9 protein-coding genes are annotated in these 13,062 nt (G+C 70.5%); 6 read left to right on the forward strand and 3 right to left on the reverse strand.

The genetic code is table 11. The features are described from left to right. Positions 1-6 precede the first annotated feature (6 nt). Positions 7-753, reverse strand: coding sequence for an SDR family oxidoreductase (locus SSOG_RS37930; protein ID WP_009719606.1), 747 nt, complete (start codon positions 751-753; stop codon positions 7-9). A gap of 423 nt (positions 754-1,176) precedes the next feature. Between SSOG_RS37930 and SSOG_RS37935 the strand changes: the two genes are divergently transcribed. The 5 genes from SSOG_RS37935 to allB all read left to right on the forward strand — a co-directional run bounded on the left by SSOG_RS37935 (position 1,177) and on the right by allB (position 9,196). Further along, on the forward strand, positions 1,177-2,082 hold the full coding sequence (locus SSOG_RS37935) for an NADP-dependent oxidoreductase (RefSeq protein WP_039939662.1): 906 nt from the start codon (positions 1,177-1,179) through the stop codon (positions 2,080-2,082). A 223-nt stretch (positions 2,083-2,305) separates the two neighbouring features. Continuing rightward, positions 2,306-5,329: a 3-keto-alpha-glucoside-1,2-lyase-like domain-containing protein gene (locus tag SSOG_RS37940; RefSeq protein WP_009719608.1), complete on the forward strand. Its 3,024-nt coding sequence runs from the start codon at positions 2,306-2,308 to the stop codon at positions 5,327-5,329. 233 nt (positions 5,330-5,562) lie between these two features. Next, positions 5,563-7,044 (forward strand): NCS1 family nucleobase:cation symporter-1, encoded by a 1,482-nt coding sequence (locus SSOG_RS37945; RefSeq protein ID WP_009719609.1) that lies wholly within the window; start codon positions 5,563-5,565, stop codon positions 7,042-7,044. Between the two features lie 23 nt (positions 7,045-7,067). Then, the gene (locus SSOG_RS37950; protein WP_009719610.1) at positions 7,068-7,790 is read left to right on the forward strand and encodes an aspartate/glutamate racemase family protein; all 723 of its coding nucleotides are present in this window, start codon (positions 7,068-7,070) and stop codon (positions 7,788-7,790) included. A 65-nt stretch (positions 7,791-7,855) separates the two neighbouring features. Then, positions 7,856-9,196 (forward strand): allantoinase AllB, encoded by a 1,341-nt coding sequence (gene allB / locus SSOG_RS37955; protein WP_009719611.1) that lies wholly within the window; start codon positions 7,856-7,858, stop codon positions 9,194-9,196. A 16-nt stretch (positions 9,197-9,212) separates the two neighbouring features. On the opposite strand, the gene pdxA is transcribed toward allB, so the two are convergent. Together pdxA and SSOG_RS55115 are read right to left on the reverse strand one after the other, a co-directional pair. After that, complete coding sequence (gene pdxA, locus SSOG_RS55110) at positions 9,213-10,226, reverse strand: 4-hydroxythreonine-4-phosphate dehydrogenase PdxA (protein WP_039939663.1); 1,014 nt, start codon at positions 10,224-10,226, stop codon at positions 9,213-9,215. 39 nt (positions 10,227-10,265) lie between these two features. Beyond that, on the reverse strand, positions 10,266-11,507 hold the full coding sequence (locus SSOG_RS55115) for a four-carbon acid sugar kinase family protein (protein WP_009719612.1): 1,242 nt from the start codon (positions 11,505-11,507) through the stop codon (positions 10,266-10,268). 353 nt (positions 11,508-11,860) lie between these two features. Between SSOG_RS55115 and SSOG_RS37970 the strand changes: the two genes are divergently transcribed. Beyond that, positions 11,861-12,850, forward strand: coding sequence for an aldo/keto reductase (locus SSOG_RS37970; protein WP_009719613.1), 990 nt, complete (start codon positions 11,861-11,863; stop codon positions 12,848-12,850). Positions 12,851-13,062: the final 212 nt, after the last annotated feature.

Here is a 13,062-nt window from a genome sequence, read left to right on the forward strand (position 1 = left end):
GCGGCCTCAGCCGTCCAGGCGCCGTTCGAAGCTGAGGCCCCCGGGCACTTGGAACGTCGGCAAGATCTCGATGTGCCCGATGTTGACGTGGCGCGGCGCGCCGATGGCGTACTCGATGGCGTCGGCGATGTCCGCGGGACGCAGCGTCTCGTAGCCGTCGTAGTAGATGCGCCGAGCGCCCTCCCGGTCGCCCAGCAGCCGGCCGAAGATCTCGGTCTCCACCCGGCCGGGGCAGATCTCGGTGACCCGGACCCGGCGGCCGCGGGCGTCGATCCGGAGCTGGCGGGAGAGGGTGTGCACGGCGGCCTTGGTGGCGTGGTAGACGGTGTTGCCGGGGAAGTTGTACACCCCGGCGATCGAGCCGATGTTGACGACATGGCCCAGGTCGCGCTCGACCATGCCGGGCACGAGCAGCCGTACGAGGTGGAGCACGGCCCGCAGATTGACGGCGAGCAGCTCGTCGACGGCGGACTCGTCCGCGGCGAGGATGGTGCCGGCGTGGCCGACCCCGGCATTGTTGACCAGAATGTCGATCTTGAACCCGGACACGGCGTCGGTGAGGGCCTCGGTGTCGGCGACGTCCACGGCGTGCGGCACACAGCCCGTACGCCGTGCGAGGTCCGCCAGCCGCTCGGCGTCCCGGGCCAGCGCGTGGACCGTGAGGCCCTGCTGCGCCAGGCGCTCGGCGACGGCGGCGCCGATGCCCGCGGACGCGCCGGTCACCAGCGCGGTCCGGTAGTCGGAGAGTGGCATAAGGCAACGGCCCTCTGTGTACGCCGGGTTTCCCTTCCGAGCTTAGATCCCCGGCCCATTCGTCGCGCAGCCTCCTTGTCTCACCGACCCGCCTGCGGATATAGACGCCGATGAGGCCCATGGGGAGGGCGATGAGGAAGGGGTCCGCCAGCCCCAGGGGTGCCCGTGAGCAGCGCGGCGAACGAGGCGAGCGGCGGCGATACCGAAGGCGGCATAGTCGGGCAGTACGCCGATGGCATCAGCGCCGCGTGGCCGCCCGCTTGGGGCGAAGGCCGGACAGGCCCGAGCCTGCCTCAACGCAATGCCGCGGGCAAGGCCATACGGCGCGGCCTGCGGGGCTCCTTCTGCCGCGGTGCGCCCCATGGCCGACGCTGGAAGGAGGCGACATTTCCGAGACGAGTCCGAGACGAGAAGGTGGGACGGATGGAAGCGATCGTCTTCGAGGAGTACGGCGGGCCCGAGGTGCTGCGGCTCACGACGGCCGACGAACCCCATGCGGGCCCGGGGCAGGTGCGGCTGCGGGTCAGGGCAGCCGGCGTGAACCCGCTCGACCACAAGATCCGGGGCGGCGCGATGCGGGAGGTGTTCCCCACCGAGTTCCCCGCGATCCTCGGCAGCGAGGCGTCCGGAGTGGTCGACGAGGTGGGGGAGGGCGTCACGGGGCTCGCGGCCGGCGACGAGGTGTTCGGCTTCATGGAGACCGGCGCCTACGCCGCGTACGCCCTGGCCTCCGTCGTCGCCCGCAAGCCCGGGGAACTGGGCTGGGACGAGGCGGCCGCGCTCCCGGTGGCCGGTGAGACGGCGGACCGCGTCCTGAACCAGCTCGCCGTCAAGAACGGCGAGACGCTGCTGCTGCACGGCGCCGCCGGGGCGGTCGGCTCGGCCGCCGTCCAGCTGGCCGTCGCGCGCGGTGTCACCGTCATCGGCACCGCGTCACCGGGCAACCACGACTATCTGCGCGCGCTCGGCGCCATCCCGGTCGCGTACGGGGACGGGCTCACCGACCGCGTCCGCGCGGTGGCCCCGAAGGGAGTGGACGCGGTCTTCGACGCGGCGGGCAAGGGCGCGCTGCCTGCCTCCATCGAGCTGCGCGGCGGTACGCCGGACCGCATCGTCACCATCGCCGACCCGACCGCCGCCGAGTACGGCGTCGCCTTCTCCCGCGGCGGCGACCGCGATGCCTCCGCCCTCGCCGGGTATGCCCGGCCGGTGGCGGAGGGCGGGCTCCGGGTGCCGGTCGCGCGGAGCTTCCCGCTGGCGGACGCGGCGGCGGCGCACGCGGAGAGCGAGGCCGGGCACGTACGCGGCAAGCTGGTGCTGCTGCCGTAAGGCCAGTCAGGGCCGCCGGCTGAGGAACGAGAACTTTCGACTCGTCGAGGACAAAGTATGGACGGTTCAGGGTGCCGTTCGTACGCTGGGCGTCGCTTTCGTACGGACGTCTGCGTGCATCACGGCGGAATGCCGCTGCACCACCCGTACGTGGACGAACTCCACTCCATGACCGCGGTCCGCCGTGGGCCGCGCCGCCTCGCAGCGCCCAGCAGGAGGAAGAGTGACGCCACGCAAGTACCCGAGCCCCCGTAGCCATCGCCGTGGGCCACGAAGAATCACCGGGCTGCTCCTCGCGGCCCTTCTCACCGGCGGCCTCGCGACACCGTCCGCCGGGGCGAACGAGAAGCGATTAGCGGACCCGCCTCCCCAGGAACCCGGCGTCACCCTCCGCGTCTTCGACATCCAGTCCCCGCTGAGCAAGCTCTGCGACCTCAAGCCGGCCCAGACCCCCAACGTCGACAAGCTGATCCCCACCGTCGACTGGTCCTCCACGGAGGGCTTCGGTTTCACCGACAACTTCGTGTCGCAGATCATCGGCAACATCAACGTCCCCGCCGACGGTGCGTACACCTTCCGCCTGATCAGCGACGACGGCTCCCGTCTGCTCATCGACGGGAGGAGGGTCATCGACCACGACGGACTGCACGGCGCCGAGCCGAAGGACGGCGAGGTCACCCTTTCCCCCGGCTACCACGCCCTGCGGATCGACCACTTCGATCGCGGCGGCGACCAGCAGGTCACCCTCCAGTGGAAGCCGCCGGGCGCCGACGGCTTCACCCTCGTCCCGAACTCCGTGCTCAGTACCGACGCCGATGTCGTCCGTGTCACCGCCCCGGGCCGCAAGGAGTGCGAGGGCAGTTACGACACCCCCGGCGACGGCCTCCCGCTGACCTCGGTCAACCCCGGCTACACCCTGACCGATCTGCGCCCCGAGGGCTTCGAGCCGCAGGTCTCCGCGATGGACTGGTTACCGGGTGGCCGGCTCGCCGTGACGACGTGGGGCGGCAGCACCAAGTCGGAGGGGGAGGTGTACATCCTCGACCACGTCACGGGTGACACCGGCCCGGAGAAGGTCACGTACCAGAAGATCGCCGACGGCCTGAAGGAGCCGATGGGGATCACGTACGTCGGCGGAAAGCTGTACGTCTCGGAGAAGCACCAGCTCACCGAGCTGTCCGACACCGAGGGCGACAACACCGCGGGCGAGATCCGCAAGGTCGCCGACTGGCCGTACGGAGGGAACTTCCACGAGTTCGCCTTCGGACTGCTCTACGAGCGCGGGAACTTCTATCTGAATCTGTCCGTCGCCATCAACCAGGGCGGTGCGACGACCGATCCGCAGCCCGCCGCGAACCGCGGCACCACCATCAAGGTGAACAGGAAGACCGGCAAGGTCAGTTACCTGGCCGGCGGCCTCCGCACACCGAACGGCATCGGACGGGGTCCGAAGGGGGAGCTGTTCGTCACCGACAACCAGGGCGGCTGGCTGCCCGCCTCCAAGCTGCTCCACATCAAGAAGGACCGGTTCTTCAACCACTACACCAACCCGGACGGTCCGTTCGACGGCCGCTCCGTCACCAAGCCGGTGCTCTGGCTGCCGCAGAACGAGATAGCCAACTCGCCCAGCACACCGATGCTGTTGAAGAAGGGGCCCTTCGCCGGACAGATGCTCTTCGGCGACGTCACCTACGGCGGAATCCAGCGGGCCGACCTGGAGAAGGTGGACGGCGAATACCAGGGCGCGGTGTTCCGGCACACCCAGGGCCTGGAGGCCGGTATCAGCCGGATCAGCACCGGACCGGACGGTGCGATCTACGCGGGCGGCCTCGGCGCCGACGGAAACTGGGGCCAGGAAGGCAAACTCCGCTTCGGCCTTCAGAAACTCACGCCGAACGGCACGACCGCCTTCGACATCACGACCATGCGCGCCACCCGCGACGGCTTCGACCTCACCTACACCAAACCCCTGTCGGAGGAGACGGCCGCCAGGCTGACGAGCGGCGCCTACTCCGTCGAGCAGTGGCGCTACGTCCCCACCCCGGCGTACGGGGGCCCCAAGATCGACGAAGAGGTCCTCCCCGTCGCGGCCGCCCGGCTGTCCGACGACCGTCGCAAGGTCCGCCTCACCATCCCCGGCCTGAAGACCGACCGGGTGGTGCACGTCCGATCGCCGCGCCCGTTCTCCTCGGCCGGGGGCGAGCAGCTCTGGTCCACCGAAGCCTGGTACACGCTCAACGCGCGCCCGGGTCCCGAGCAGCCCGTCACCTCGTACGACGCCGAGTCGGCACGCCTGTCCGGGGGAGCGGACATCGACACCGAGCATGCCGGTTACACCGGCGGTGGCTTCGTCGACGGCTTCGGAACTCCCGGCGCCACCGCCACCTTCGAGGTCGACGCACCCGCGAAGGGCAGCTACGACGTGGCACTGCGCTACGGCAACGGCCCCGACCCCTTCACCGGCACCAAGACGATCGGCGTCAGCGTGGGCGGCGGGCAGGAGCGGCAGACCAGCCTCCCCTCCACCGGCGCCTGGAACCGCTGGTCCACCAAGACCGAGCGGCTCACCCTGCGCAAGGGCCGCAACACCATCACCTACACCCACCGGCCCGAGGACACCGGCCACGTCAACCTCGACATGATCGAGGTGCGCAGAGCCGGTGGCCGCATCGACCTGTTCTCCGGCGGCAGCGTCTCCACCGCCTGGCAGCACCCGGACGGCCGGAGCGTCGAATGGCCGCACACCGCCGAGGATTCCCTCGAGGTGTGCTGTGGCGACATCCGCACCAAACAGGCCTTCGGCGACTTCAGGCTGCACGCCGAATTCCGGGTGCCGAAGCTGCCGGACGACGTCACCGGGCAGGACCGCGGGAACAGCGGAATCTACCTCCAGGAGCGGTACGAGATCCAGATCCTGGACTCCTTCGGAGTGGAGAAGCTCGCCCCGAACGAGGCCGCGTCCATCTATGACAAAAGGGCCGCCGACCTGAACGCCGCCACTCCACCGGAAACCTGGCAGACGTACGACATCGATTTCCGTGCGGCCCGTTTCGACACCGCGGGCCGGAAGACCGATGACGCCAGGATCACCGTGGTGTGGAACGGCAGGAAGGTCCACGACGACGTGGCGGTGGACGGTCCGACCGGCGGCGGCGACGCCGAAGCGGCCGCGGCGGGCGCGATCCGGCTCCAGGACCACGGCAACAAGGTCCGCTTCAGGAACCTCTGGATCGAGCCGCTGGGCTGACAGCCGGCGGAAGGAGCTGTCCCGGGTCCGCGAACCCACCGTGCCTGACCACGCACGGCTTCGCCGGGCCCGGGACAGCTGTGCTCATGGCCCCTTGGGCGAACCCGCTGCTGCCGACCCCTTGACGGCGCAGTTGGGTGAAAACTACGTTTCGCTTCACGGAAGTCTACTTCCGCTTTATGGAAACTGGAAACCTCCAGGCGTGCGCCATCTACTCCCCTCTGGAGCGCCGTATGACAGCTGTAGAAGACCGATCGCGCGTGGAAACCGAGGGCGGTGTCAGCTCCGGGCTGTACACGTACGATCTCGCCCCGACGAAGAAGGAAGGGCGCCGCTGGGGCGCCTACAACGTTTTCACGCTCTGGGCCAACGACGTGCACAGTCTCGGAAATTACGCCTTCGCCATCGGCCTCTTCGCGCTCGGGCTCAACGTATGGGGCATTCTGGCGGCCTTCGCGCTCGCCTCCGTTCTGCTCTTTCTCCTGCTGACGCTGTCCGGCTTCATGGGGCACAAGACGGGCGTCCCCTTTCCCGTCATGGGCCGTATGGCGTTCGGTATCAAGGGGGCGAAGATACCGGCCGTCGTCCGGGGCGCCGTGGCCATCGCCTGGTTCGGTATCCAGACCTACCTCGCCTCTTCGGTCTTGAGCGCCCTTCTCGTCTCGATGTTTCCCGGACTCCGCGCCATGGACGCGAACTCCCTGCTCGGCCAGTCCACGCTCGGCTGGATCACCTTCCTGGCCCTGTGGATCCTCCAGGTGCTCATCGTGAGCTACGGGATGCAGATGATCCGGCGGTACATGGCCTTCGCTGCGCCCACGACCCTGATCACCATGTGTGCCCTCGCGGTCTGGATGTTCGTACGCGCGGACGGTTCGATCTCGCTGTCCGTCGACGAGCCGCTCATCGGCGCCGAGATGTGGATGCAGATCCTTCAGGGCGCCGCGCTGTGGGTGGTGATCTACGGAACGTTCGTGCTCAACTTCTGCGACTTCACCCGGTCCGCGAAGAGCCGCGGCTCCATCGTCCGCGGAAACGTGATCGGTATCCCGGTGAACATGCTCTTCTTCGCCGTCATCGTCGTGGTGCTCAGCGGGGCGCAGTTCAAGCTCGACGGGCACGTCATCACCAGTCCCACGGACATCGTCCGGACGATCCCGAACGAGTTCCTGCTGGCCGCGGCCTCACTCGCGCTCATCACCCTGACGATCGCGGTGAACCTGCTGGCCAACTTCGTGGCACCGATCTACGCACTGATCGACCTCTTCCCCCGTCGGCTGAACTTCCGCCGCGCCGGCCTGGTGAGCGCGGGCATCGGTCTGGTGATCCTGCCGTGGAACCTCTACAACAGCCCGGTCGTGGTGAACTACTTCCTCGGCGGGCTCGGCGCCCTGCTCGGACCGCTGTTCGGCGTGATCATGGCGGACTACTGGCTGCTGCGGAAGTCCCGCGTGAACGTGCCCGACCTCTACACCGACGACGCCCAGGGCGAGTACCACTACCGCCGCGGCTACAACCCCCGGGCCGTCTGGGCCTTCGCACCCAGCGCCGCGATCGCCGTCACCATGGCCCTGGCACCCGTGTTCCACGCCGTGGCCGGGTTCTCCTGGTTCATCGGAGCCGTCCTCGCCGCGGCGCTGTACGCGGTCATCGCGGACCGTACGGTGCAGCATCGGGACGTGGACGGTGAGGCCCTCGCCGTCGCCGCCGAATGAACCACTCATCAGAAGGCCGAACCATGCGCATCCTCGTTGTGAACGTCAACACCACGCCGTCCATCACCGACTCGATCGGCCAGCAGGCGGCCAGTGTGGCATCGCCCGGTACCGAGATCATTCCGCTGACGCCCGCCTTCGGGGCGGAGTCGGTCGAGGGCAATTACGAGAGTTACCTCGCCGCCATCGCCGTGATGGAAACCGTCCGCGCCTATCCGGAGCCGTTCGACGCCGTGATCCAGGCCGGATACGGCGAACACGGCCGGGAAGGGCTACAGGAACTGCTCGACGTTCCGGTGGTCGACATCACCGAGGCGGCCGCGAGCACCGCCCAGTTCCTCGGCCGCTGCTACTCCGTCGTCACGAGCCTCGACCGCACGGTCCCGTTGATCGAGGAGCGCCTCCACTCCGCCGGTCTGAGCGCCCGGTGCGCCTCCGTACGCGCCAGCGGACTCGCCGTACTCGATCTGGAACGGGACGAGACCGCCGCCGTCGACGCCATTGCCGAGCAGGCCGCCCGTGCGGTGGAGGACGACCGGGCGGAGGTGATCTGCCTGGGCTGCGGCGGCATGTCCGGCCTCACCGAACGCGTCGTCGACCGTACCGGGGTCCCCGTCGTCGACGGGGTGACGGCGGCCGTGACGATCGCCGAATCCCTCGTCCGGCTCGGCCTGTCCACCTCCAAGGTGCGTACCTACGCACCACCTCGGCCCAAGAAGATCGTCAATTGGCCCCCACGGGCGTGATGACACGGTGCGACAGCGCATCGAGGAAGAACCCGTAAGGAAGAACACGTAAGAAGGAGCGTCCGTTGCCCGACATACAGCTCGTACTCCGCTCGACACGCGTTGTCACGCCCACGGGCACGCGCCCCGCGTCCGTGACCGTCGCCGACGGCCGGATCGTGGATGTGCTGCCACACGACGCCGAGGTGCCGGCGGGGGCACGGCTGGAAGACGTCGGTGATGACGCCGTGCTGCCCGGCCTTGTCGACACCCACGTCCATGTGAACGACCCCGGGCGCAGCGAGTGGGAGGGCTTCTGGACCGCCACCCGGGCGGCAGCCGCCGGCGGCATCACCACCCTCATCGACATGCCGCTCAACTCGCTGCCTCCCACGACCACCCTCGACAATCTGCGCGTCAAGCAGGAGGTGGCCCGCTCCAAGGCACACATCGACACCGGCTTCTGGGGCGGTGCGATTCCCGGCAACGTGGGCGACCTGCGGCAGCTGCACGAGGCGGGCGTCTTCGGCTTCAAGTGCTTCCTCTCGCCCTCCGGCGTCGAGGAGTTCCCGGAGCTCGACCCGGCCCGACTGGCCGCCGCCATGGCCGAGATCGCCTCCTTCGACGGGCTGCTGATCGTGCACGCGGAGGACCCGGGCCACCTGGCCGCCGCTCCGCAGAGGGGCGGTGCCGCGTACGCCGACTTCCTGGCTTCCCGTCCCCGGGCGGCCGAGAACGATGCCATCGCCCTCTTGATCAAACTTGCCCGTGAGTACGAGGCCCGTGTGCATGTGCTGCACCTGTCCTCCAGCGACGCCCTGCCGCTCATCGCCGACGCGCGGCGCGAGGGCGTCCGCGTCACCGCGGAGACCTGCCCGCACTTCCTCACCCTCACCGCCGAGGATGTCCCGGACGGCGCCACCGAGTTCAAGTGCTGTCCGCCCATCCGCGAGCGCGAGAACCAGGACGCCCTCTGGGAGGGCCTGGCCGAGGGCAGTCTCGACTGCGTCGTCTCCGACCATTCGCCCTGCACCACCGACCTCAAGACCCCCGACTTCGGCACGGCCTGGGGCGGAATCTCCTCCCTCCAGCTCGGGCTCCCCGTCATCTGGACCGCCGCCCGCGAGCGGGGCCACAGCCTCGAGGACATCGCCCGCTGGATGTCCCACGGCCCCGCACAGGTGGCCGGTCTGTCCCACAAGGGCGCCATCGCCCCCGGCCATGACGCCGACTTCGCGGTCGTCGCCCCCGAACAGACCTTCACCGTGGACCCGGGACGGCTCCACCACCGCAACCAGATCACCGCCTACGCGGACAAGACCTTGCACGGCGTCGTCCGCGGGACCTGGCTGCGCGGTGAACGGATCGCCGAGGACGGGAGCGTCACCCAGAGGGCCGGCCGACTGATCGAGAGGCACGGGGGATGACCGCGGCGCCCGCGGCTCAGGCCACCGGAGCGGCGGGCACCGTGGCCATCTCGGCCGCCTGGCGCAGCGCCTCGACCATGCTGCCGGGCTCCGCCGTGCCCGTTCCGGCGATGTCGAACGCGGTGCCGTGGTCGACCGAGGTGCGGATGACGGGCAGGCCCACGGTGAGGTTGACGCCCGCCTCGATGCCCAGGACCTTGACCGGGCCGTGGCCCTGGTCGTGGTACATCGCCACGATCAGGTCGTAGTCGCCGCGTGATGCGAGGAAGAAGGCGGTGTCGGCGGGGAGCGGGCCCCGGGCGTCGATGCCTTCGGCGCGCAGGATGTCCAGGGCCGGGACGATCTTCTCGTCCTCCTCGCCGTAGCCGAACAGGCCGTTCTCGCCCGCGTGCGGGTTGATGCCGCAGACGCCGATGACGGGGTTCGGGGTGCCCGCGCGGACCATCGCCTCGTGGCCGCGGCGCACGGTGCGCTCGACGAGGCCCGGCTCGATCCGGTTGACGGCGTCGATCAGGCCGATGTGCGTGGTGACGTGGATGACCTTCACCTTCTCGGTGGAGAGCATCATCGAGACCTCCTGGGTCCCGGTCAGATGGGCGAGGAGTTCGGTGTGGCCGGGGTAGATGTGGCCGGCGGCGTGCAGGGCCTCCTTGTTGAGCGGTGCGGTGCAGATGGCGTGCACCTCTCCGGCCACGGCGAGTTCGGCGGCACGCTTGATGTACGTGTACGCGGCGCCGCCCGCAACCGGCGACAGCGTGCCCCAGGGCAGATCGGCGGGGAGCAGAGCGAGGTCGAGCACGTTGACGCGGCCGGGAGTGAACTCGGCGTCGCGCGGGTGGTCGACGGCGGCGATCTCGCAGTCCAGGCCGAGGATTCCGGCGGCCTCGCGCAGCCGCTGCGCGTCGCCGATGACGACGGGGCGGCAGCGGGTCAGGACGGCCTCGTCGAGCAGCGCCGCGACGATGACCTCGGGGCCGATGCCGGCGCCGTCGCCCATGGTGACGGCGATGAGGGGGAGGGGGGTGCGCATGAGAACAACTCCAAGGCGGGAGGCGAGACGGTGGCGGATTCAGGTGGCGGTCGTGGAGGCGGCCAGTCGGGGCCGTAGCGCGACAGCGATGCGCAGCAGCGAGTCCTCGGCGCCGTAGCTGCCGGGGCGGGTGACGACGTGGCGGCCGTCGGGCGTGCGGGAGTGGACGGCGCCGTGGTGGATCTGGCCGAGCGGCTCCAACTCCCTTGTGCCCAGGGCGTCCAGGGTGGTGCGGGCGGTCTCGCCGCCGGTCAGGACGAGGTCCGGGCGGCCCGGGTACGCGGCGGCGAGCGCACCCAGAGCGGTGCTGAGGGTCCGCCCCGCGTGGAGGCGGGGGCCTGCCGAACCGTCGATGGACAGCACGGTCAGGGCGGGAGCGGCGGCGGTATGCGGGAGGCGAACCGTGCCCGCCGCCAAGTCGGCCGGATCCAGCGGCACATGGTGCGCGCCGAGCGCGGTGAGATGCGCGATCTGCGCAACCGCGCCGGGCTCCGCGGTCCCCACGACGACGAGCAACGGGGCGCGGTCCCGGGCGGGTACGGGCGGGGGAGGGGCCGCAGTGGGACGCAGCGCGCGCCCGAGCGCGGCCGCCAGACCCCCGCTGCCCAGGAGCCGGAATCCGGGGCCGAGCCGCAGCGCGGCCGCGGCCACCGCGTCCAGGTCGGCGTCGGTCTCGGCGTCCGGAGCGGGGTGGGCACCGGACGCGGCGATGCGCCGTAGCTCCGCGTCCAGCGCGGCGGGGTCGGACCGTACGACGTCGAGGGGGACGGTCCGGACCGGCAGACCGGACAGCGCCTCGGGCAGCGAGCGGGGCGCGGACGCGCGTTCCGCGCGCCAGCCGTCCGTGCGGTGCAGCGGAACGCCGTTCATGTGCACGACGCCGCCGGTCACGGTGCGCCGCGCCGCGGGCAGCGCGGGGGCGATGACGACGGCCTCGGCGCCCTCGGCGTAGGCGGCGGCCTCCGCGGCGAGATGGCCGCGCAGCTGTGAGTCGACCTTCTTGTACAGCAGGCGGGGCGAGCCTGCCCGCACCGCGCGCAGCGCTGTCCGTACGGCGCGTGCCGCGTCGGCGGGTGGCAGACGACGGGTGTCCAGGTCCACGACGAGGTTGCACGCGACGGTGACCTCGGTCACATCGGCGGCGTCGAGCGACAGACGGACGGGGCCGCCGAGCGCGCAGGCGGTCTCGGCCGCGCCGGACAGGTCGTCCGCGAGTGCGACGGCATACGGCGGTACGGGCGGCGAGACGGATGGACGTGGGGGTGGGGGCGGGGGAGCCACGGAACGGAACCTCCTCGGGCGTGCCCGGTGGCGGGCGACCCGGTGAGGATCATGGCATAAGTTGCGTGAAGTGCGCGAGAACTCTTGCGTGATTTACGCAACCGTGCGAGCGTTCCGGTGGCGCCGACGGCCGTCACCCGCGGACCGCGGCGCCGGTGCGGACGCGTTGCGTACGGGCTCACACAGCACGTTACGCCGCGCCTGTCCGCAGCTCAGTACATCGCCGGGAACCACCGCAGCGACCGGTCGAGGCCGCGTAGCCGCACGACACCTCCATATGCGCACATCACGCATGAGATCGCGCACGAGCAAGAACCGCACCACCCGCACCGCCCGCCTCGGAAGGACCCGTTGTGACCGTCGGCCTCGAACTCCCGCACGTGCCCGTCCCGTTGTCCCGTCTCGTGCTCGGCACGATGACCTTCGGTGACACCGCCGACCGTGCGACGGCCGCCGCGATGCTGGACGCCGCGCTCGACGCGGGTATCACCGGCGTGGACACCGCCAACGGCTACGCGGGCGGCGAGAGCGAGCGTATTCTCGCCGAGCTGCTGCCCGGCCGCCGCGACCGGGTGGTCCTCGCCACCAAGGCCGGTATCCCGCACCCCGACCAGGGCACGCACGCGCCGCTGTCCCCCGAGGGTCTGCGCGCCGCGCTCGACGGGAGCCTGGGGCGCCTGGGCACCGACCACGTCGACGTCTTCTACCTGCACCAGCCGGACCGCGGGACGCCGCTCACCGAGACCCTGGCGACCATCGCCGAGTTCGTGCGGGCGGGCAAGGTCCTCGCCCTCGGCGTCTCCAACTACGCCGCCTGGCAGATCGCTGAGCTGAACCGCGTGGCCGACGAGGTCGGCGCTCCCCGCCCCGTCCTCGCCCAGCAGCTCCACAACCTCCTCGCGCGCCGTATGGAAGAGGAATACGTGGAATACGCCGAGTACGCCTCGGCCACCGGGCTGCGCACGATGGTCTACAACCCGCTCGGCGGCGGCCTGCTCACCGGCCGCCACAGTTTCGAGCAGGCCCCGGCGGGCGGGCGCTTCGGTGACTCCGAGCTGGCCGCGAAGTACCGCGCGCGGTACTGGAACGAGGACTTGTTCCGCGCCGTCACCGACCTCACCCGCATCGCCTCCGACGCGGGCCTGCCGCTGACCGACCTGGCCCTGCGCTGGCTGCTGACCCGGCCCTCCACCGACGCGCTGCTCCTCGGCGGCTCCAAGACCGAGCACCTGAAGGCCAACATCGCCGCCGCGTCCGCGGGCCCGCTGCCCGCGGACGTCCTGGCCGCCTGCGACGAGGTCGGCGCCCGGCTGCGCGGCCCGATGCCCGCCTACAACCGCTGACCCAGCTGACCCCGCCGCCCACCTCGCAAGGGAGAGACACACTCATGGCCACCGGCCGCACTTCCGCCCAGTTCATCGCCGCCCTGCGCAACCGCGAGGAACTCATCGGCTACTGGTCGCTGCTCGACTCGCCGATCGCCGCCGAGCGCCTCGCCCGCGTCGGCTACGACTACCTGGCCTTCGACGCACAGCACGGCCTCTTCGGCTACCAG

Source organism: Streptomyces himastatinicus ATCC 53653 (assembly GCF_000158915.1).
GTDB classification, from domain to species: domain Bacteria; phylum Actinomycetota; class Actinomycetes; order Streptomycetales; family Streptomycetaceae; genus Streptomyces; species Streptomyces himastatinicus.